General features: G+C 66.8%; 18 protein-coding genes and 1 pseudogene. 9 read left to right on the top strand and 10 right to left on the bottom strand.

Features of this window, described 5'->3' with window-relative positions:
* Position 1: 1 nt before the first annotated feature.
* The 7 genes and pseudogenes from QE444_RS09545 to QE444_RS09570 form a co-directional block, all read right to left on the bottom strand.
* Positions 2-2,398, bottom strand: a complete 2,397-nt coding sequence (locus QE444_RS09545) for a TonB-dependent receptor (protein WP_273862617.1) — start codon at positions 2,396-2,398, stop codon at positions 2-4.
* A 134-nt stretch (positions 2,399-2,532) separates the two neighbouring features.
* Positions 2,533-3,486, bottom strand: a complete 954-nt coding sequence (locus QE444_RS09550) for a FecR domain-containing protein (RefSeq protein ID WP_309738115.1) — start codon at positions 3,484-3,486, stop codon at positions 2,533-2,535.
* Complete coding sequence (locus QE444_RS09555; protein ID WP_187978734.1) at positions 3,483-3,998, bottom strand: sigma-70 family RNA polymerase sigma factor; 516 nt, start codon at positions 3,996-3,998, stop codon at positions 3,483-3,485. The genes QE444_RS09550 and QE444_RS09555 overlap by 4 nt, the downstream gene beginning before the upstream one ends.
* Before the next feature lie 232 nt (positions 3,999-4,230).
* The gene (locus QE444_RS09560) at positions 4,231-5,424 is read right to left on the bottom strand and encodes a DUF2252 domain-containing protein (RefSeq protein ID WP_208694483.1); all 1,194 of its coding nucleotides are present in this window, start codon (positions 5,422-5,424) and stop codon (positions 4,231-4,233) included.
* A gap of 129 nt (positions 5,425-5,553) precedes the next feature.
* On the bottom strand, positions 5,554-6,417 hold the full coding sequence (locus QE444_RS23555) for a methyl-accepting chemotaxis protein (RefSeq protein ID WP_405046466.1): 864 nt from the start codon (positions 6,415-6,417) through the stop codon (positions 5,554-5,556).
* Positions 6,412-7,185, bottom strand: a pseudogene (locus tag QE444_RS23560) (CHASE3 domain-containing protein); the annotation flags it as partial. The pseudogene QE444_RS23560 and the gene QE444_RS23555, both read right to left, overlap by 6 nt.
* A 347-nt stretch (positions 7,186-7,532) precedes the next feature.
* Positions 7,533-8,933, bottom strand: a complete 1,401-nt coding sequence (locus tag QE444_RS09570) for a PLP-dependent aminotransferase family protein (RefSeq protein WP_309738120.1) — start codon at positions 8,931-8,933, stop codon at positions 7,533-7,535.
* Positions 8,934-9,018: 85 nt separating this feature from the next.
* On the opposite strand from QE444_RS09570, the gene QE444_RS09575 reads away from it, so the two are divergent.
* The 7 genes from QE444_RS09575 (at position 9,019) to QE444_RS09605 (ending at position 14,461) form a co-directional block, all read left to right on the top strand.
* Positions 9,019-9,468 carry a GNAT family N-acetyltransferase gene (locus QE444_RS09575; protein WP_133859761.1) on the top strand — a complete coding sequence of 150 codons (450 nt, stop codon included), beginning with the start codon at positions 9,019-9,021 and terminating at the stop codon, positions 9,466-9,468.
* The gene (locus QE444_RS09580) at positions 9,465-10,109 is read left to right on the top strand and encodes an FMN-dependent NADH-azoreductase (RefSeq protein ID WP_133859760.1); all 645 of its coding nucleotides are present in this window, start codon (positions 9,465-9,467) and stop codon (positions 10,107-10,109) included. Before QE444_RS09575 ends, QE444_RS09580 begins: the two co-directional genes overlap by 4 nt.
* A complete protein-coding gene (locus QE444_RS09585) occupies positions 10,106-10,537 on the top strand; it encodes a carboxymuconolactone decarboxylase family protein (protein ID WP_280311481.1) in 432 nt (143 codons plus the stop codon). Before QE444_RS09580 ends, QE444_RS09585 begins: the two co-directional genes overlap by 4 nt.
* A gap of 152 nt (positions 10,538-10,689) precedes the next feature.
* Positions 10,690-11,046, top strand: coding sequence for a YajD family HNH nuclease (locus QE444_RS09590; RefSeq protein WP_133859758.1), 357 nt, complete (start codon positions 10,690-10,692; stop codon positions 11,044-11,046).
* A gap of 191 nt (positions 11,047-11,237) precedes the next feature.
* On the top strand, positions 11,238-11,852 hold the full coding sequence (locus tag QE444_RS09595) for an ATP-dependent Clp protease proteolytic subunit (protein WP_309738124.1): 615 nt from the start codon (positions 11,238-11,240) through the stop codon (positions 11,850-11,852).
* A gap of 260 nt (positions 11,853-12,112) precedes the next feature.
* Positions 12,113-13,597: a SulP family inorganic anion transporter gene (locus QE444_RS09600; RefSeq protein ID WP_273862611.1), complete on the top strand. Its 1,485-nt coding sequence runs from the start codon at positions 12,113-12,115 to the stop codon at positions 13,595-13,597.
* Between the two features lie 12 nt (positions 13,598-13,609).
* A complete protein-coding gene (locus QE444_RS09605; protein ID WP_273862610.1) occupies positions 13,610-14,461 on the top strand; it encodes a universal stress protein in 852 nt (283 codons plus the stop codon).
* On the opposite strand, the gene QE444_RS09610 is transcribed toward QE444_RS09605, so the two are convergent.
* Positions 14,436-15,413 (bottom strand): LysR family transcriptional regulator, encoded by a 978-nt coding sequence (locus tag QE444_RS09610; RefSeq protein WP_133859754.1) that lies wholly within the window; start codon positions 15,411-15,413, stop codon positions 14,436-14,438. The two genes, QE444_RS09605 and QE444_RS09610, sit on opposite strands and share 26 nt — an antisense overlap.
* 117 nt (positions 15,414-15,530) lie before the next feature.
* Between QE444_RS09610 and QE444_RS09615 the strand changes: the two genes are divergently transcribed.
* A complete protein-coding gene (locus QE444_RS09615) occupies positions 15,531-15,791 on the top strand; it encodes a DUF2798 domain-containing protein (RefSeq protein ID WP_187978741.1) in 261 nt (86 codons plus the stop codon).
* A 34-nt stretch (positions 15,792-15,825) separates the two neighbouring features.
* Here QE444_RS09615 and QE444_RS09620 read toward each other — a convergent pair whose 3' ends face one another.
* Positions 15,826-16,449: a DUF998 domain-containing protein gene (locus tag QE444_RS09620; protein ID WP_309738130.1), complete on the bottom strand. Its 624-nt coding sequence runs from the start codon at positions 16,447-16,449 to the stop codon at positions 15,826-15,828.
* A gap of 151 nt (positions 16,450-16,600) precedes the next feature.
* Here QE444_RS09620 and QE444_RS09625 point away from each other — a divergent pair, with 151 nt between their 5' ends.
* Entirely contained in the window at positions 16,601-17,470 is an 870-nt protein-coding gene (locus QE444_RS09625) for a LysR substrate-binding domain-containing protein (protein ID WP_309738132.1), read from the top strand.
* A 204-nt stretch (positions 17,471-17,674) separates the two neighbouring features.
* Here QE444_RS09625 and QE444_RS09630 read toward each other — a convergent pair whose 3' ends face one another.
* Positions 17,675-19,588: a methyl-accepting chemotaxis protein gene (locus QE444_RS09630; RefSeq protein WP_273862607.1), complete on the bottom strand. Its 1,914-nt coding sequence runs from the start codon at positions 19,586-19,588 to the stop codon at positions 17,675-17,677.
* Positions 19,589-19,919: the final 331 nt, after the last annotated feature.

Consider the following 19,919-nt stretch of genomic DNA (forward strand, 5'->3'; position numbering starts at 1 on the left):
CTCAGAAGTTGTAGCTGACCGACAGCGTCGCGTTGCGTGGCGCACCGTAGTTGCCACTGGTGGCGTTGTTGTACAGCGACAGCAGGTATTTGCGGTCGGTGAGGTTGTTGAGATTGAGCTGGGTGCTCCAGTGCTCGTCGAAATCGTAGCTGCCCAGCACATCCACCAGCGCATAGGCGTTCTGGCGGATGCGGCTGTTGTTGTCGTTCTCGATACCGCTTTGCCATCTCAGCCGCGCGCCGACCTTGGCCTGGGGCAGGCCTGGCAGGCGATAGGTCGCCAGGCCTCGCAGGCTGTGGCTGGGCACGAATTTGCGCGCCCGCTCGCCGTCCGCGTCGTCGATGCGGACATAGGTGTAACCGGCCAGCAGGTCCAGACCGGGCAGCGCCTCGCCGGAGACCTGCAGTTCCAGGCCATGGCTCTGGTAGTCGGTGGTGTCATAGAGATAGCGCGAACCGGCGAGCACCGAGGTGGCGGCCACGTTGCGCTGCGTGGTCTTGAACACCGCGGCAGTCAGGCTCAGGCGATCGTCGAACAGGCCGCCCTTGATGCCGGCTTCCAGGCTCTTGCCCTCCAGCGGATCGAGTAGCCGGCCATCCAGGCCGAAACTGTGTTGCGGGCTGAAGATCCTGGTCCAGCTGGCATAGAGACTCCACTGCGGATTCAGATCGTAGACCAGGCCGGTATAGGGGGTGACCTCGCCATGGGCACGGGTGTAGTAGTCGTCGCCATAGCTCAGGCCGCTGGCATCGGCGCTGAGCATCCGCGCACCGACGATCCAGTGCAGGTCGTCGATCAGATTGAAGCGGGCGCCGGCGAACAGGCTCTTCTGGCGATCGATGAAGTCCTGGGTATGGCCGCTGTCGTCGGTGTATTGCAGCGACGGCTCGGGGACGCCGGCCAGGGAGCCGGAGAGGGTGGTGGGGTAGTAGCCGTCCTCGGCGAGGATCTTTTCGCGCAACTTTTGGTGGGTCCGGCCGTAGCTGGCGCCCAGGGTGAGTTCGTGGTCGCGGCCGAACAATTCGAAGGGACCGGACAGCCTGGCCTCGCCGATCAGCTGGTGCGCCTTGCTGGCGGAGTGGTCGCCGAAGGCAGTGGCGTCGTCGCCGCTGACCCCGAAGATGTAGTACATGTCGGCGTTCTGCCGCTCGGTGACGCCGGTCGCCGTGAGGGTACCCTGCCAGCCGTTGCCGAAGTCGTGGGTGAATTCACCGAAGACACGCTGGGTATCCAGATTCCAGTAGGTCCAGTCCTGGCCGATGCTGGAACTGCGACGGCCGTAGTGCAGCGGAGCGCCGTTCGCGTCGGCCAGCGGCAGGTTGCCCCAGGAGCTGCCGTTGGCGTCGCTGTTGTGCTGGGAGAAACCCAGGGTCAGGGTGTCGGCGTCGCTGAGGTCGAAGGCCACCAGACCGGCCGCTATGTTCTTTTCATGGCCATAGCGATCCAGCCAGGAATTGCCCTTGTCGTGGGCGTAGATGAAGCGTCCGCGCACGTTGCCGGTCTCGGTCAGGGGGCCGGAGACATCGGCATCCACCCGACGGTTGTCCCAGGAACCGACGCTGGCGCCGAGCCTGGCCTGGAACTCGGCGGTGGGCCGCTTGCGGACGAAGTTGACCGCCGCGGAGGGATTGCCGGTGCCGCTCATCAGGCCATTGGCCCCGTGCAGGACGTCCACCTGCTCGTATTCCGCCAGATCCTGGTCGCCCACCAGGGTGGTGCTGACGAAGGGCATGCCCATGCCGTCGTACTGGAAGCTGTTGATGTCGAAGCCGCGCGAGGTGAACTGGGTGCGGTCGGTCTCGGTCTGCTCGACGGTCACCGACGGGGCGGCGCGCAGGGCTTCCTTGATGCTCTGCAGGCGGAAATCCTCGACCTGGTCGCGGGTCAGGGTGGTGATCGCCTGGGGCGTCTGGCGTTCGCTCAGTCCCAGGCGCGTGGTGCTGGTGCTGACCGGGCGCCGGTAGCCGACATCGGCGCCGCCGCCTGCGGCACTGGCCTGAATGACGGTCTCGGGCATCGCGAGGGCGGCCTCGGCGCTACCACCTTCCAGGGCGTAGATACCGGCACCGCGTTCGCTCCAGCGATAGCCGCTGCCACGCAGCAGGTGCTCGAAGCCCTGGTCGAGGGTATAGCGGCCCTGCAGCCCCGGACTGCTGCGACCGGCCAGCGGCGCCGGATCGAACACCAGCTGGACCCCGGCCGTGGCGGCGAAGCGGGCCAGTACCGCGTTCAGCGGACCCGCGGGAATCCGGTAGTCACGCCCCTCCGCGGCGGCCAGGGCCGGCAGGGGCAGCAGGGCCAGTCCGGCACCGGCCAGGGGCACGCCCTGCAGGGCGACGGCCAGGATCAACGGAGTGAAGCGTCGGGTGCCGGGTTGCTGCCGGTGGATCTTTGCCATGTCGTGTTGCCGTCCTCTAAAGCGCACCAGGCGCGGGCTGCCACCGCTCCCCATGAGGGTGTCTGCAGCTATCCCGGACGAGCGCGGAAAAGTGCTCAGGGGGCGCGGACTTTTTTCGGCGACGTCGTTGACGTTCAGGGGGCGCCCACCGCCACCCAGTAGCGGGTGCGACGGGTGATGCGGATCGGCAGGGTGCGTTGCAGCGCCAGTAGGGCCTGGTCGGTATCGTCCAGTGACAGGGCGCCGGACACCCGCAGCCCGGCGACGGCCGGGTCGCAGCGCAGCAGGCCTGGGCGATGGCGACCCAGTTCTGCCAGCACCTCGTCCAGCGGGCGGTCGTGGGCGACCAGCATGCCGCGCGTCCAGAGGCTGGCATCCTCGTCTACCGAGGCAAGGCGCCGCACGCCGTAGGCATTGAACCAGGCCTGTTGCCCGGCAGCCAGCCGTACGGCAGCGCCCCGTTGCGGACGCAGCTCCACGCCGTGGGCGAAGACCGCGACCCGGCACAGCGCCTCTTCCAACCGCACGCTGAAACGGGTGCCCAGGGCCTCGATCTCGCCTTGTGCCAGGTCGATCACGAAGGGTCGGCGCGGCACGACCGGATCGGCATGGGTGGTCACCAGCACCTCGCCCCGTCGCAGGTGCAGGCGGCGGGTGCCTTCGTCGAAGCGTACGTCCAGGGCGGAGTCGCTGTTCAGCACCAATTGGCTGCCATCGGCGAGTAGCAGGGAGCGCCGCTCGCCGATGGCGGTCGTCAGCTCGGCACCCAGCGTATCCAGTCGCAGGGTGCGCAGGGCCAGCCAGCCGCTGGGAGCCCCCACCAGCAGGGCGGTGAGCAGGCGCAGGGTGCGCCGCCGGCTGAGGGCCGGGTCACCTGCGCGGCATAGCGCCTGCTGACCGATATCCAGCGGAACGCTGGCGAAGGTACCCATGACCCGCTCGGCCCGTGCCCAGGCTGCGCGATGGGCCTCGCTTTGCGCTCGCCAGCACTCGAAGGCCTGGCGCTGCGCCTCGTCGGCGTCGTCGAAGTTCAGCGTGAGTAACCACTCGGCCGCTTCTTCGAGCAGCTGCGACGCGGGAGGACTCATGCTTCGCCGGCCACCAGGCAAGCCACCAGGGCGCGCTGGATGTAGCGACGTACGGTGATCACCGCCAGATCCAGCCGCACGGCGATTTCGGCCAGGGTCAACCGCTGGAATTGCGCCAGCAGGAAGGCTTCCCGTACCGGGCCGGGCAGGCCGTCGAGCATGGCATCGATGCGCAGCAGGGCGTCGACGATCAGCCAGTGCGTCTCTGGCGAAGGCACCTGGGCCTCAGGGAGATGGGCGATGGCTTCGCGATAGGCGCGCTCCACCTCCTGGTGTCGCCAGAGGTCGATCACCAGCCCCTTGGCCACCTGCACCAGATAGCGCCGCGAGTCCTCACGCAGCGGCAGCCGTCCGGAGCTGAGGATGCGCAGATAGGTGTCCTGGGCGATGTCCGCCGCATCCGGCGCGTTGCCCAGCCGCCCGCGCAGCCAGCCGCTGAGCCAGCCGTGATGATCGCGATAGAGCCGATCCAGGGCGACGGTGGGCGAGCCGGAAGACAGGGCAGGGCGCATGGAAGATCCTTGGCGCGAGCGCCGGTCTTAAATGATAAAGCGTCTCATTTTAGTTAAAGCCTGAAGGGCGCACAATGCGTGATCGAGCGGATCGACGAAGTGGGCAGGTGGTCGAGGATCAGGTGGGCTCCGCCTGCCGCTCCAGGGTTGGACCGGTCAGGCCGCTGGAGAAAGGGCGGGAGGGAGAAGCGCGGCCCGAGGCGGTTAGCCTTGGGCCGGTCTCACGGTGGCCTCAATCCTGCGCATGCTCCAGGGCATAGGCGCGGCAGTGGGCCAGGTAGCCCATCTCGTGGGCGCCCACCAGTTGCACCACGCTGCTCCACAGCCAGGAGGGCGCATCCAGGGTGCGGGTGCGATTGCGCTGCAGATCGCTCATCCACTCGACGCGGGTGGCCAAGTCCATCTGCCGGGCGTGGGCGCGGCCGACCACCCGGGCTAGGTAGGCCGCGGCGCTCATGGCTTCGCGGGCGCTGAGTTCGTCCAGTTCCAGCTTGAGATCCTGGGGCAGCAATTCGCGGATGAAGAAGGAGTGATCCAGCAGGCGCACCGCCAGCATGCGATTGCCCAGGGCCGGGGAGAGCTGGCGGGCACCTTCCACCACCCGCTTGCCGTTGTCGCGGGGCATGGTGGCATGGGCCACGCGCGGAGCGGCGGCGGCCACCGCCTGCTTGACGTCGATCAGGCAGTAGTCCTGGTCATCGCCATCGTCCACGCCCAGCAGCACGGCGTAGCGGCGCAGGCCCAGGGAGCTGCAGCCCTTGACCCAGTAGGCACTGTCGAGCAGTTCGACGCGGCTGTCGTGGCTGCGGCCCTTGAGCGAGGTCACCAGGGCATGGAGGCCCGGCGTCTCGCACAACTCGGCGATGGCCTGGCGCTCGGCCTTGCTCAGCTGCCAGAAGTGCTTGCCCAGCGGCAGCTTGGGTCGAGTGTTTTCCATGCGCTCCTTGGCCAGGTGCTTCCAGGTGCGCTGCACCGCACTGCGCATGCCGGCCTTGACCTGGGCCGGCCGCGGCACCTCGCGCTCGAGATCATCCTCGAAGGCTATCTCGTAGCCGCGCATCATCTCTTCGAGCATCCGCGCCGTGGTCACCCCCGGCAGGTCGGAACCGCGCGCCGCGGTGGCCAGCGACAGCGCCAGGCGCACCAGGTCATGGGCCGGATTGCCGACCACGGTCTGGTCCAGGTCGCGGATGTTGACGTCGGTGGAGCCGTGCAGGTCGCCGGTGGGGCCCAGGTTGCCGGCATGGCAGTCGCCGCAGATCCATACCGCCGGCCCATTGGGCAGGTTGCGGCCGGGCTGGCTGTGCAGCCACTCGTAGAACTGCACCGTGCTGCCGCGCACATAGGCGTGGGCGGAACGGGCCATTTTCAGATTGCGCAGTTGGTTGAGACGGGGGAGACGATCGACGGGACGCGGGGTTTTCATGCAGGGCGCAGGCCTTGAGGGAGACGCCTTTGTGACCGTTGCGCTGGATGAATGTTGCGAGGTGTTTCGGCAAGTCGATCCCGGCCAGGTGCCGGGATCGAGGGGGACGGGCTGCGGGGAGGCCTGGCGCTAGCAGCGGAACTGGCTGATCTGGCGATTCAGGTCGTTGGCCAGGGCGTCCAGGGACACCGCGGTCTGCACCGTCTCGTCGATGGCTTCGCTGTTCTGCTGGGCCATCTGCGCCAGACGCTCCACGGTACGGGCGACGTCGTGGCTTGCAGCGGTCTGCTCGCGCAGGGCCAGGGAGATCTGGTTGACCACCCGCACCACCTTGTCCGAGGCGGTGTTGATGCTGACCACCGCCTCACCCGCCTGGTTGGCCAGGTCGACCCCGCCATTGACCTGGCGGACGCCCACCTCCATGTCGCTCATGGCCGCCTGGGTCGCCGCCTGGATCTTCTCGATCATGGCGGCGATCTCCTGGGTGGAGTTGGTGGTGCGTTGCGCCAGCTGGCGCACCTCGTCGGCCACCACGGCGAAGCCGCGTCCCTGTTCGCCGGCCCGCGCCGCCTCGATGGCGGCATTCAGCGCCAGCAGGTTGGTCTGGTCGGCGATGCCCTTGATCACGCTGACGATGGAGGACACCCGCTCGGAATGCTCGCCCAGTTCGCCGATGCGGGTGGCCGAGGACTGCACGGTACCGGCGATGGATCTCATGCTGTCCACCGAGGCCTGGATGGTCTGGCCGCCGTCCTGGGCCAGCCGGCCCGACTGGCTGGAGAGGTCATGGGCCTCCCCGGCATTGTCCGAAACATGGTTGATGCTGACGGTCAGCTCTTCCACGGTAGCCGCCATGCTGGAGGCGGCGCTGGACTGTTCCTGGGCGGCGGCGGACAGCTGCTGGGAATTGGCCGAGATGCTGTGGGAGGCGGCGACCAGGTGATCGGTGCCCTGCTTGATCCCCTGGATCATGCCGCGCAGCTTGTCCTGCATCTGGGCGAAGGCGGTCAGCAACTGGCCCAGTTCGTCGCGCCCGCCAGCGGGAATCGGTGAATCCAGTTGGCCGGCGGCGATGGTACGGGCGACGGCGACGGTCTGGGCCAGCCGGCCCACGATGGTGCGGGTCAGCGACCAGGCGATGCCCAGCGCCAGCAGAGTAGCGAGCACGCCGCCACTGATCAGGATCGTCAGGGCCTGCTGCTTGGCGTCGTCCATCGACTGGGTGCGGCCGTCCAGCAGGCGATTCTCGCGGGTCTTGAGCTGTGCCAGCAATTCGCGCATGCCATCCATCCTGCCCTTGTCCTGGGCGGTGGCGATGCGCGCGGTCAGGGCGTCCAGCGGCTGGGTACCGGCATTGACCTGCCGGCGCAGGGCCAGGATCTGCTGCACGGACTCAGAGTTCCACTGCTGCTTGGCCTGGCCCAGCTGAGCCAGGCCGGCCTGCTGCTCAGGGTTGTCGCGGGTGAGTTGAGTGAGTTCCTGCAACTGCTCGGCGAACTGCTGCTCGCCCTTGTTCAGGGGATCGAGAAATTCTTCCTTGCCGGTCAGGGCGAAACCGCGCATCCCGGTTTCCATGTTGACCAGCGCCAGCAGGGCCGCATCCGAATCCTGCAGGACGTGGTAGGAATGGATGTTCTGCCGGACAGCCTGGTTGACCTGGTTGAAGCCCTGCCAGGCCGCCAGGATCAGCGCCAGGATGATGACCAGAATGGCACCGAAGCCGAGTCTGAGTTTGTTCGCGATGGTCAGCTGTTGCAGCATGGAAAGGCCTCACGCGCCAGGTTGTCGACTCACGCCCAGGGGGCAACGTTTGGGGTACGGCAAGCTAGCGGAGGGGAACGAGACTGATCCGTGTCTTGCGTCGACGGTGGGGACGCGTGGCTCCTGATAGTGCCGATACCGCGGATGACTCCAGTCGCGCCGCGCCTAGCCGAATGCAGGCCGAAAAAGGCCGATATCCGCGCAAGAGTGGTAGGCTAGAGCCTCCGAGCCTGGTCTTTGAGCGGTCACTCCTGAAAAAGTTTTGTGTGACGCAATAAACATTTTTGCGCTTCGCAGAGGCACTGGCGGACGGTCCGCCGCGAAGGACAGGCGCGAAGAAGGTGCCGTCAGCGTTCCAGGCGGGCCAGTCGGCGAGCCAGTTCGCCGGCTTCCGCCGCGCTGGCGACATTGGTGAACCCCAGCAGCAACCCCTGGGCCTGGGGCGTTTCCAGATACCAGCGCGACAGGGCCTGAACCCCCAGGCCGTCGGCCCGGGCTGCCTCCGCCCAGCGGCGATCACCGGCTTGCGGCAGGCGCGCCAGCAGGTGCAGCCCGCCGGCCTGCAGGTCGATCCGCACCGCGTCCCCCAGGCTGTTCGCCAGCGCCTCGGCCAGCCACTGGCGGCGCTGTCGGTAGAGACTGCGCATACGGTTGAGATGGCGGGCGAAATGCCCTTCTTCCAGAAAGCTCGCCACGGTGGCCTGCAGCAGCAGGGGCGCATGGTTGTGCAGCCGGTCGGCGCTGCGACCGAAGGCGGCGACCTGCGCGGGCGGTACCACCAGGTAGGCGAGGCGCAGACCGGGAAACAGCACCTTGCTGAAGGTCCCGGTGTAGATCACCCGACCGCCGTCATCCAGGCTCTTGAGCGCGGGCAGCGGCTTGCCCTGATAGCGGTATTCGCTGTCGTAGTCGTCCTCGATGATCCAGGCGTCCTGCCGCATCGCCCAGTTCAGCAGTGCCAGCCGCCGAGGCAGGGCGAGGGACACGCCCAGCGGACTCTGGTGACTGGGGGTGACCAGGGCGCTCCGGGCGGCCGGGGCCCGGGCGAGACCGGCGGCGACGTCCAGGCCCGCCGCGTCCACGGGCACCGGTACCAGATCCAGGCCGGCGTCCTGCAGCGCCTGGCGGGCGATGAAATAGCCGGGCTCCTCGAACCAGCAGGCGTCGCCAGGTGCCAGCAGCGTCTGGACGACCAGGTCCAGGCAGGCGCGATAGCCCGCGCAGACGAACACCTGCTCCGGACGACAGGCGATCCCGCGGGACAGGCCCAGGTAGGTGGCGATGGCGGCGCGCAGACCGGCGTGACCCCGGGCATCGGGATAGACCAGTCCTTCCAGGCCCTGGCTGCGCAACTGCCGCGTGGCGAGGCGCGTCCAGCCTTTGCGTGGAAAGGCGTCCAGCGCCGGCAGGCCCAGCTGCAGGGGCAGCGGCGCGCCACCGGCATGGATCGCCGCGGCGTCCGGTGAGGAGGGTACGGCCGGTGCTGGAGCGGCCGGGCAACGCCACTGGGGCGAGACGATGGTCCCGGCCGGACCGCGCGGCAGCAGAAAGCCTTCGGCGATCAGCTGCTGATAGGCCATCTCCACCGTCCCCCGGGCCACGTTCAGCTCTGCCGCCAGGGCGCGCACCGCAGGCACCCGGTCACCGGGTCGCAGGCGCCCTTCGTCCAGCGCCTGGCGAAAGCGCTGATAGAGCTGCCGGTAGAGCGGCAGGGCGAGGCGACTGTCGAGGGCAGCGGTGAGGGTCATGGCCTGGTCGTTTGTATCTTTCTTGGCTCTATAGCCTAGGCCATCGGCTGCCTAGAGTGGGTCATCTTTCCCGGAGACAGCCGTCATGCCCCTGACCTTCCAGCCTTTGTTGCCCGATCATCCGCTGTGCCTGGCCAGCCTGACGCTGATGCGGATATTGCGCCCGCATCTGGACGATGCCGAACGTTACCAGGCGCAACTCCAGCGCCAGGCGGCCCAGGGCTACCGGCTGCTGGCCGCCCTGGAGGAGGGCGAGGTGGTTGGTCTGGCCGGGTATCGCGAGCTGGAGAATCTGCTCTACGGCCGCTTCCTCTATGTCGATGATCTGGTCGTGCAGCCGGCTCGTCAGCGCGACGGCCTGGGTGGACGGCTGCTGGCGGCGGTCCGCAGCGAAGCCCTGGATCGCGGCTGCTCCCATCTGATCCTGGATACCGGTCTGCACATGCCGCTGGCCCAGCGCTTCTATTTCCGCCAGGGCCTGCTCGCCCGCGGCCTGCATTTCGCCGAGCGGCTGACGGGGGCGGTGACGCCATGAAGACCGCCCTCCATGTCAACGCCAGCCCACGTCCGGCCACCTCCCAGGGCTATCGGCTGGCCGGTGAACTCCGGGCCGCGCTGAGGCTGAGCTGGCCTCGCCTGGAAGTACTGGAGCGGGATCTGGCCGCCATGCCGCTGCCGCCGCTGAGCACCGACTATGCCGAGGCCCTGACCCGGCGCACGCCACCGCAGGCAGCGGTATTCGCCCTGTCCGAGGCCCTCATTGGCGAACTGGAGGCCAGCGACCTGCTGCTGATCAATACGCCGCTGCACAACTTCACCCTGCCTGCGGCGCTCAAGCTTTGGCTCGACTACGTGCTGCGCATCGGCCGCACCTTCGCGTCCACCACGGAGGGCAAGCGCGGTCTGCTGGCAGACCGGCCGGTCTACCTGCTGGTCGGCTCGGGTGGTCATCACCGTGGCCCCCAGGCGCGGCAGCCGGACTTCCTCACCTCCTACCTGCGCCATGCCCTGGGCACGCTCGGGCTGTTCGACCTGCACTTCATCTATCTGGAAGGCCTGGTCGGCGACCCGGCTGATGTGGCCGACACCCTGGCGTCTGTCCGTGAACAACTCTCCCGCGAGGTGCCCTTCCGCGCGCTCGCCAACCCTGTGACCGCTACCCGGAGTAAACCATGAGCCAACTGCGACTGCCGTTTTCCACCCTTTCACCCGCCGCCTATCAGGGCCTGATCGCCACGGGCCAGGCCCTGGCGCAGAGTTCGCTGGGCCTGGAGCTGGTGGAGCTGATCTATCTGCGCATCTCCCAGATCAATGGCTGCGCCTTCTGCCTGGGCAAGCACGCCGAAACCCTGCGCGAGCAGGGCGTCAGCCAGGCCAAGCTGGATCGTCTGGCCGGCTGGCGCATCAGCAACCTCTTTGATGCCCGCGAGCGCGCGGCCCTGGAGTGGGCTGAGACCCTGACCACCGTCGCCGACAAGGGCGCGCCCGATGCGGCCTACGAACCACTCAAGGCGCAGTTCAGCGACGCGGAAATCGCCGACCTGACCTTCGCGGTGGCGCTGATGAATGCTTTCAACCGGCTGGCAGTGGGGATGCGCCTCTAGGCGAAGGCAGGCTGCAGCGAAGGACGATTTCCGGACTTCGCTGCGCTCCCGGCAGGCAGGGCGCTCGGCAGTCGGAGTCAATGACGGGCGCTCACCGGCCAGGCCGGGCCCGGGCTATACTGGGCCTTTCTACCCGACTACCCAGGTGCAGCATGGCTACCGATACCTCGAAGCTGGATCGAATCCTCGCCGAGACCCAGCGCGAGCGCGAACGCGGCTATCGTGACAAGGCGCTGAAGATGTATCCCCACGTCTGCGGTCGCTGCGCCCGCGAGTTCGCCGGCAAGCGCCTGAGCGAACTGACCGTGCACCATCGTGACCACAACCACGACAACAATCCCCAGGACGGCTCCAACTGGGAGTTGCTCTGCCTGTACTGCCACGACAACGAGCACAGCCGCTACACCGATCAGCAGTACTTCAGCGACAGCTCGCTGAGCACGCCCAAGGTGGCCCAGGCCACCCACAACCCCTTCGCCGGGCTGGCCGGGCTGCTGAAAAAGGACTGAGTGCGCGGCGATCAAGGCAGGCCGCCCTGCCTTAAGCCGATCTTAAGTCTCACGCTCTAGCGTTTCAGGTCTTTGGCCGGTTGCCGACCTGGGAGCGAGCAGGGATGAGACGTTCGAACGTTGCGAAGCGATTGTCCGCCGGGGCCTTGGCCTTGCTGGCCGCAGGCTGCCTGACGGAGGCCTCCGCCGAGATGACCGTCATCCGCGGAGAAGGCTCTGCTGCCAGTGCCGACACCGCGTCGGTGTACTTCAACAGCGGTATCAACGACCGCTCGGTCAGCTCCCTGCTGGCTGCCCTGAGCGACATCGCCCTCAAGTATCCCGCGACCAAGAACGTCAATCTCTACCTCAACAGCCCTGGCGGCAGCATGGAGGCGGGCTATGTCGCCTACGAGTTCATCCGCCACTATCCGCTGCACATCAATACCATCGACGCCGCTGCGACGGATTCATCCGCCACCATGATCTATTGCGCGGCCGAAGATCGTTATGCCGCGCCACTCGCCAGCTTTCTCCTGCATCCGGCCGCGGCGGCCATCGCCGTCAACGGCTACATGAAGCCGGACCAGGCCAAGCAGGCGTTCGAGGACGTCGAGCGTGAGAACCTCAAGTTCCGCGAGATCTACAAGGGCTGTCTCAAGCTGACCCCGGAGGAGCTCACCACCCTGCTGTCCTCCGAAAGCAACAGACGACGATTGGGCTACGACGCAGCCAAGGACATCGGTTTGATCACCCGGACGCCGGACCGGTTGCCGCGTGGGATCAACCGGGCTACCTACCTTGTCAGCGATGGCGGAAGCCGGTGAGGGCAGGTTGACGCCCGGCCACACCGGCGGGCACGGTCTACAAGCGCTCGTTCTTTCGTGATACCCTCGGCGCATGCATTTCCCTTCCCGCGACTGGCAACCCAGTCCCCCATAGCTCGCGCCTCCCTCGTCCTTGCCTCGCTGCAAGGACCTCTGCCGTCTTGTCGCGCCCGCGACGTGGCGGCTGCCAACCCTGGAATTCACGCCTGATCCGGCGTCTGCCACTCGCTTGACGGGTCAGGCACAGGTGCGAGTTGTCTATGTTGAATACCCTCAGAACACATTGGTTTTCCAATGTGAAGAACGATGTATTGTCCGGATTGGTCGTCGCCCTGGCGCTGATCCCCGAAGCCATCGCCTTTTCCATCATCGCCGGACTCGATCCCAAGGTGGGGCTCTATGCCTCCTTCTGCATCGCCGTGGTGATCGCCTTCGTCGGCGGTCGCCCCGGAATGATCTCGGCGGCTACCGGCGCCATGGCGCTGCTGATGGTGACCCTGGTCAAGGAGCACGGCCTGCAGTATCTGCTCGCCGCGACCCTGTTGACCGGGGTGCTGCAGATCGCCGCCGGCTACCTGCGTCTGGGCGCGCTGATGCGCTTCGTGTCCCGCTCCGTGGTGACGGGCTTCGTCAACGCCCTGGCGATCCTGATCTTCCTGGCCCAGTTGCCCGAGCTGACCCATGTCGGCTGGGAGGTCTACGCCATGACCGCCGCCGGGTTGGGCATCATCTATCTGTTCCCGCTGCTGCCGATGGTGGGCCGGCTGCTGCCGTCGCCGCTGGTGTGCATCCTGGTGCTGACGGGCGTCTCCCTTGCCCTGGGGCTGGATATCCGCACGGTGGGTGACATGGGACAGCTGCCCGATACCCTTCCGGTGCTGCTCTGGCCCCAGGTGCCACTGACCCTCGACACCCTGCTGATCATCCTGCCCTATTCCCTGGCACTGGCCGTGGTGGGGCTGCTGGAGTCGCTGATGACGGCCACCATCGTCGACGACATCACCGACACGCCCAGCGACAAGAATCGCGAGTGCAAGGGGCAGGGGATCGCCAACATCGCCGCCGGCCTGCTGGGCGGCATGGCGGGCTGCGCCATGATCGGCCAGTCGGTGATCAACATGAAATCCGGCGGGCGAACCCGGCTGTCCACCCTCTGTGCGGGTGTCTTCCTGCTGCTGATGGTGGTGTTCCTTGGCGACTGGCTCGCGCGGATCCCCATGGCGGCGCTGGTCGCGGTGATGATCATGGTGTCCATCGGCACCTTCAGCTGGGATTCGATCCGCAATCTGCGGCGCCATCCGCTCTCCACCAACCTGGTGATGGTGGCCACCGTGGTGGTCGTGGTCGCTACCCACAACCTGGCGCTCGGCGTGCTGGTCGGGGTCTTGCTGGCCTCGCTGTTCTTCGCCAACAAGGTGGGGCACCAGCTGAGGCTGACGTCCCGTCTGGAAGCGCCCGGCATTCGTGTCTACGAGGTGCGTGGCCAGGTGTTCTTCTCGTCCACCGCGGCCTTCATCGACGCCTTCGACTTCAAGGAGGTGCTGGACGAGGTCCGCATCGATCTCAAGGCGGCCCAGTTCTGGGACATCACCGCCGTCGCCGCCCTGGACAAGGTCGTGCTCAGGTATCGCCGGGAAGGCGTGACCGTGCAGGTCCTCGACCTCGACCAGGCCAGCGCGACCCTGGTCGATCGCTTCGGCATCCACGACAAGCCGGGGGCCGGCAGTGAACTGCTGGGCCACTGAGGAGAGACACCTATGAGCAAGATCATCGCCTGTATCGACGGCTCGCCCCTGGCGGGCAGCGTCTGCGACCACAGCGCTTGGCTGGCCCACCGCCTAACGCTACCCATCACCCTGCTGCATGTCCTGGAACGCAGCCTCTATCCGAGCTCACCCGACACCAGCGGCGCCATCGGTCTCGGCTCGCGCGAGCACCTGCTCGAAGAGCTGGCCCGCCTGGACGAGCAGCGTGCCCGTCTGGCGCGGGCTGACGGCGCGGCGCTGCTGGATGGGGCTCTGCAGCGGTTGCGCGAGCGAGGCGTGGCGGCGGTCCCAACGACGCTCCAGCGCCATGACTATCTGGCGGATACCCTGCACGAGCTGGAGGCGGAGCTGGGTGTGCTGGTGATCGGCAAGCGCGGGCAGCATTCTGGCAGTCGTGGCATCGGCAGCCAGCTGGAAACGGTGGTGCGGACGCTGCACAAACCCATCCTGGTCTGCGCTACCGACTTCACCGAGCCCCGGCGCTTTCTGGTCGCCTACGATGGCAGCGAAGCCACCCATCAGGGCTTGTTGCGTGTCGCGAAGAGCCTGCTGTTGTCTGGGCTCGAAGGCGAGATCCTGCAGGTCGGCGACGCCACTCCGGCCCGGCTGGCTGGACTGGAAGCCGCCGCGGATCTCTTGAGGTCCTGTGGCAGTGTGGTGACGACGCAGCTCGTTCCCGGGCATCCGGAAGAGGTGATTCCCAATCGGGTCCAGGCTACCCGGGCCGATCTGCTGGTGATGGGCGCCTACAGCCATTCCGCCGCCAGGCGCTTCCTGTTGGGCAGTCAGACCTCTCACATGCTGCGGCACACCGACATCAACATCCTGGTACTGCGCGCCTGAGCGCGCGGCCCTGGTCAGGATCGCGACCAGGGCCCTGGCCGGATTTCGGCTGCAAGGCCTGTTCGAGAAAGTCGATGAAGGCGCGCACCTTGCCGGTCAGTGCCGAGCGTTCGGCGACGCAGGCATAGATATCCATGGCTTCCGACCGGGCCGACGTGACGCCCTGGCCCTCTGCGCCGAACAGCGGTACCAGCTGCCCGCCCTCGATCAGCGGCAGGGCGACGAAGTCCGCCAGGCGCGCGATGCCACCACCGTTCACCGCGATCTGCGCCAGCATGTCGATGTCGTCGCAGACGAAGCCGGGGCGCGTGGCCGCCTCGAAGACCTGGCCGTCGCGCTCGAACCGCCAGGGCAGATAGCGACCGTCGGTAGGGTAGCGAAACAGCAGGCAGGCGTGCTGCTGCAGGTCTTCCGGAGTGTGTGGCGTGCCCGCGTGCGCCAGATACGCGGGCGCCGCGCAGAACAGGAAGGCGCGGGACGCGATGCGCCGGGCGACCAGGCTGTCGCTGAGCTGCGCCTTGATCCTCAGGCTGACGTCTATCTGTTCCAGGCGATGATCCAGGCGCCGATCGGAGCCGATCAGTTCGATGTCGATGCCGGGATAGCGGCGCTTGAATGTCGGCAGCAGCGGCGCCAGCAGATGCCGGCCGAAGGCGGCGGTGGTCGCCACTCGCAGCGCGCCCTGGGGTTCGCTTTCCAGGGTCGCCGACTGGGCGGCGCTCTCGACCTCCTGCGGGATGTACCGGACCTTGTCGAAATAGCGGGCGCCGCTTTCCGTCATGGCCAGGCGGCGCGTGGTCCGCGACAGCAGGCGCACGCCCAGATGGGCCTCCAGCCGGGTCAGGCTCTGACTCACCGCGGCCGCACTCAGGCCCAGGCCGCGGGCAGCCCCGGCGATGCTGCCGGCTTCCACGACCTTGATGTAGGTACTGATCAAACCCAGGATGTCCACGAGATTCCTGTCGGTGTATTCGTTGATTTCTGTTGAAGGTGAACCAACGACGAGGCGGCTACCGGCCGGTTCCGGTGCTTGTTAGCTTGGCCTCGCTCATCCACCAGAGACTAGCCGATGAATTCCCAGACTCCAGCGCTTCCCGCCAGACGACGCCTGCCCAAGGGTGTGACGCCCTATGTGTTTGCGCTCTATATGTCGACCATCATGGCCTTGCTGATGTGCCTGGTGATCACCCTGGCTGAGTTCGGGTTCGATGCCCATTACTTGAGGAATGTGATGAATGCCTATCAGGTGGCGATGCCTTCGGCGTTCGTCTGCGTGTTGCTGGTGCGACCGCTGGTGGCGCGACTGGTCGCCCTGACCGTACAGGCCTGAGGCGTCCGCTGTGGCGCTCGCCGCTGTTCGTCGATTACCCGCGTTCGCGCCGGGCCAGCCAGACCAGGACCGCGAGCCAGCAGACGCCCGCGGCGTAATTGAGGCGCTGGTACAGGCCGAAGCCCTGGCCGTCGGTGACCGCTCCGGCCATCAGGGCCGCGGTGACCAGCGCCATGCCGGTACAGAGGATCGAGAAGCAGGCAAAGCCCGGCGAGGCCAGCAGGCGCCTGCCGAGCCAGCCCCAGAGTGCGCTGGCGAGGGTCAGCGACAGGAACATCATCAGGCCCGCCAGGTTGTGCAGCGCTTGCGAGCGCGACGGCTGCACCGGGGCGCAGCCCTGGTCGCACGGAAAAAACCCGGTGGCGAAGCTGGCCAGGCCATGCAGCAGGATCAGGGCTGCACTCAGGCAGGCCAGGCGCGATCTGCGAAAGCGACGGACCAGGCCCAGGCCGATCAGCACGAAGAGCACTCCGAGCGGCATGTTGTTGATCCAGGCGGAAAAGCCCTGCGTGGGGGCATCGACTGCACCCAGCCGACTCAAGGCATGGTCCATATGGCTATAGCCGGGATAGGCCAGGGCGGTCAGTCCTACACCGATCGCCAACCAGACAGGAATCACCAGACCCATGCCCAGCAGAACCCGGTCGGTCCTGTTCAAGGTGGACGTCCTCGTCATCATGGCGCGCGCTTCCTGGGTCTCGAGATCCGCTCATGCTAGGAGGCGCTGGCGGCGAGCGTTACCGATTTTTTTGCAAGGCAGCTTGCCCAGGCGTCATCCTGTGCCGTTCCGCTGCCAAGGATGACCGCTGATGACTAGACGCCTGCCCAGCACCACGGCGCTGGTGGCCCTGGAAGCGGCCGCCCGCCATCTCAGTTTCGCCAAGGCCGCGCAGGAGCTGGCACTGAGTGAGGGCGCCATCAGCCGGCAGATCGCCAAGCTGGAGGCTGCTCTGGGCGTCCGGTTGTTCAATCGGGTCGGCAATCGCGTCGAGCTTTCCGCCGCCGGTGCCGGCTATGCCGCTCATATGCGCACTGCGCTCGCCGACATCGAGCGCCATACCCAGCAACTGATCGCCCAGGCCCGCGGCGCCACGGCACTGGAAATCGGCGTTATCCCAACCCTGGCCGGTCGCTGGCTGATTCCCCTGCTGGCGCGCTTCCGCGAGCGCCATCCGGACATCGAGGTCAACCTCCGTGAGCGGACGCAGCCCTTTGCCCTGGAAGACAGCGGTCTGCATGCCGCGATCAACTACGAGCATCCGAGCTGGCAGAGCCTGAGGGTGCAACGGCTGTTCGAGGCGCAACTGGTGGCGGTCTGTCATCCCCGTCTGGCTGACCAGCCTCCCGTCAGTCTGCCGCTGTTGCACAAGCGGGAGAGCCCGCACAGCTGGACCCGCTATGCCGCACTTGCAGGGCTATCCCTGGGCGCCCCGACGGCTGGCCCCACCTATGATCGTTACTCGCTGCTGATCGAGGCCGCCAAGGCCGGCTTCGGCATGGCCCTGGTACCTGAGCACTACATCGAGGAAGAGCTGGTCGCCGGGCGGCTCCAGGCGCCGTGGCCGGTCCTGCCGGAACTGCGCGAACGCTATGTGCTGGTCACCCGTCCAGCGGAGGAGAGCGATCCGGCGCTGGCAAACTTCGAGCGGTGGTTGCTGGAAGAGGCGAGAGTGAGGTGAAAGAAATCCAGCCGTAGGTTGGGCCGAGACAGCTCCACCGTCGAAGCCCGACGATTCAGCGTTCATCCGACAGGTGTTGGGCTTCGCTGCGCTCGGCCCAACCTACCTTCTGTGCCGCGTTTTCCTTCCCGCTGCAAGTCCATCCCAGGCGCCCCTCTCCCTTGGGGAGAGGGGCGGGGTGAGGGGAAGGAGCGTCCGTCAGGATCACACCTTGAAGCGCGCCGTCATCTCCTGCAGGCGTACGCCGATGCGGGCCAGCTCCATGCTCGAGGAAGCCGTCTCTTCACTGGCGGCGGCGGTCTGATCGGAGATGTCGCGGACGTTGGTGACATTGCGGCTGATCTCTTCGCCAGCCGAACTCTGCTGCTCGGCGGCGCAGGCGATCTGTTCGTTCATCGACTCGATGTCCTTCACCGAGCGGGTGATGCGCTTGAGCATCTCGCCCGCCTCGCGCGACAGGCCGACGCTGCTTTCGGTCAGTTGCACATTGTGGTCGAGCACCGTGCCCATGCGGTCGGTGCTCTGATGCAGACCGGTGATGAGCTGAGCGATCTCGTCCGTCGAGGAGCGGGTGCGCTGGGCCAGACCGCGGACCTCGTCGGCGACCACGGCGAAGCCGCGTCCCGCCTCGCCGGCGCGGGCGGCTTCGATGGCGGCATTGAGCGCCAGCAGATTGGTCTGCTCGGAAACCGCCTTGATCACGTCGAGCACGCCGCCGATGCTGTCGGCATGGCCGCGCAGGGTGGCCATGGCCGTCTTGGTCGATTCCATTTCCCGGGCCAGCACCTCGATCTGGTCGACCGCCTTGCTCACCGACTGCTCGCCCTGCAGGGCCTGGCGGCTGGCTTCCAGCGCGGACTTGGCCGCGTTTCCGGCGTTGCGTGCCACCTCGTGGGTGGTGGCGGTCATCTCCTGCATGGCGGTGGCGATCTGGTCGGTCTCGACCTTTTGCGCTTGCACGCCAGCGCTGGTCTGTTCGGTGACCGCCGACAGCTGCTCGGCCGCACTGGCCACCTGGACCACACCGTCGCGTACCTCGCCGATCAGGCGTCGCAGGTTGCCGGTCATGCCTTGCATGCTGGTCTGCAGGGCGCCCAGTTCATCCTTGCGGGTGACCTGCTGCTGATGGGTGAAGTCACCGTTGGCGACCTGCTCGGCCAAGGCCACGGTGTCCTGCAAGGGCTTGACGATGGAACGGGTGATCAGCCAGGCACAGGCCAGGCCCAGGGCGATGGCGACGGCCAGCCAGATCAGCAGCAGCTGACGGGCACCGGCCACGTCGGCCGTGCGGAATTCCTGCTGGATGCCGGTGAGCTTGTCGGCGATGCCGAGCAGGGTGGTGATGGTCGTGGTGATACCGCCCTGCGCCTGATCCACCTGCGCCTGCGCGGCCACCAGCTGATCGAGACGCTGCCCGTAGCCGGAGATTTCACCGACGAGCTTTTGCACGGTCTCGGTCGACAACGCCGTGGCGCCGAGCGCCTTGGCCTGGGTGAGGGCGGTATTGACTGAGGTGCGCGCGGTCTGCTCGCTGTCCTTGCCGGGTGCGGTGGCGTAGCCACGGAAATCGACCCTCATCCGCTGCACACCGATGAAGAGCGTCGCCAGCTGCTGGCGATCGGCAGGACGACCGGTCTCGCCATTCGCCTCTTCGGCCAATGTCAGCAACTGGGCATTGGCTGCCTCTGCCGCGCTGCTGGCGATCTTGCGGATGGATTCCCGCTCGCGGGTGGCGGTGATCGTCTGGTTGTAGAACTCGCGATAGCGTTTGAGCGCGGCCCCGGCCTCGTCGAGCAAGGCCTTGTTCGCTGGCGAGTTGAAGTGTGGAAGGATGGCCTGCAGCTGGCCTTCGGTCTTGTCCAGGGCGGCAAGCCACTTGGCCGCCTGGGCGTCATCGGCCTTGGTGAAATACACCAGCCGTTCGATGCGCATGTCGCGGGCCAGGGTGCTGTAGCCGGCGATATCGTTCATGCGCTCGCTGCGATCGCGCAGGGTATCGGTGGCCGACCAGCCGGTGTAGGCCACCAGCAGGATCATGCCGATGAGCAGGGCGAAGCCAAGGCCCAGCTTGGCCCTGACGCTTATATTGCTTAATGGATTCCAGCCAACTTGCTGCATGTGGACTACCTGGATAGCGGAGCGTTGGAAGGTGCGGGCCTGGAGGCCTCGCGCCTCGTGCTTCGCGGTTACGGCAGCCTCTTTCGATTCGTCAACCGCCCGGCAGGACCGGTCGGTGCGAAGGGGCGCTTGGCCGCAGGTGCGGGTAACCACGGATTGGCCCCAAGGAATCGTCGGGTCTTTGGCGCTCGATCCGCCACCGCGCCGAGGGGATGGCAGGCGACAGCGAGGGCTCAAGGACGGGCATATCCATGGCTACGATTCTTAAGGCCTGCTTAATAGAACGCGAATCGCCGTAATATTCGAATCTGGACGATAGGCTGCGTGATTA

Origin of the sequence: Pseudomonas sp. SORGH_AS_0199 (assembly GCF_031453735.1) — a bacterium.
GTDB classification, from domain to species: domain Bacteria; phylum Pseudomonadota; class Gammaproteobacteria; order Pseudomonadales; family Pseudomonadaceae; genus Chryseomonas; species Chryseomonas aestiva.

Excerpts from the sequence above, each read along its gene's own strand:
- QE444_RS09545 (WP_273862617.1), bottom strand. The coding sequence starts at position 2,398 with ATGGCAAAGATCCACCGGCAGCAACCCGGCACCCGACGCTTCACTCCG.
- QE444_RS09550 (WP_309738115.1), bottom strand. The coding sequence starts at position 3,486 with ATGAGTCCTCCCGCGTCGCAGCTGCTCGAAGAAGCGGCCGAGTGGTTA.
- QE444_RS09555 (WP_187978734.1), bottom strand. The coding sequence starts at position 3,998 with ATGCGCCCTGCCCTGTCTTCCGGCTCGCCCACCGTCGCCCTGGATCGG.
- QE444_RS09560 (WP_208694483.1), bottom strand. The coding sequence starts at position 5,424 with ATGAAAACCCCGCGTCCCGTCGATCGTCTCCCCCGTCTCAACCAACTG.
- QE444_RS23555 (WP_405046466.1), bottom strand. The coding sequence starts at position 6,417 with ATGCAGGACAAGCTGCGCGGCATGATCCAGGGGATCAAGCAGGGCACC.
- QE444_RS09570 (WP_309738120.1), bottom strand. The coding sequence starts at position 8,933 with ATGACCCTCACCGCTGCCCTCGACAGTCGCCTCGCCCTGCCGCTCTAC.
- QE444_RS09575 (WP_133859761.1), top strand. The coding sequence starts at position 9,019 with ATGCCCCTGACCTTCCAGCCTTTGTTGCCCGATCATCCGCTGTGCCTG.
- QE444_RS09580 (WP_133859760.1), top strand. The coding sequence starts at position 9,465 with ATGAAGACCGCCCTCCATGTCAACGCCAGCCCACGTCCGGCCACCTCC.
- QE444_RS09585 (WP_280311481.1), top strand. The coding sequence starts at position 10,106 with ATGAGCCAACTGCGACTGCCGTTTTCCACCCTTTCACCCGCCGCCTAT.
- QE444_RS09590 (WP_133859758.1), top strand. The coding sequence starts at position 10,690 with ATGGCTACCGATACCTCGAAGCTGGATCGAATCCTCGCCGAGACCCAG.
- QE444_RS09595 (WP_309738124.1), top strand. The coding sequence starts at position 11,238 with ATGACCGTCATCCGCGGAGAAGGCTCTGCTGCCAGTGCCGACACCGCG.
- QE444_RS09600 (WP_273862611.1), top strand. The coding sequence starts at position 12,113 with ATGTTGAATACCCTCAGAACACATTGGTTTTCCAATGTGAAGAACGAT.
- QE444_RS09605 (WP_273862610.1), top strand. The coding sequence starts at position 13,610 with ATGAGCAAGATCATCGCCTGTATCGACGGCTCGCCCCTGGCGGGCAGC.
- QE444_RS09615 (WP_187978741.1), top strand. The coding sequence starts at position 15,531 with ATGAATTCCCAGACTCCAGCGCTTCCCGCCAGACGACGCCTGCCCAAG.
- QE444_RS09625 (WP_309738132.1), top strand. The coding sequence starts at position 16,601 with ATGACTAGACGCCTGCCCAGCACCACGGCGCTGGTGGCCCTGGAAGCG.
- QE444_RS09630 (WP_273862607.1), bottom strand. The coding sequence starts at position 19,588 with ATGCAGCAAGTTGGCTGGAATCCATTAAGCAATATAAGCGTCAGGGCC.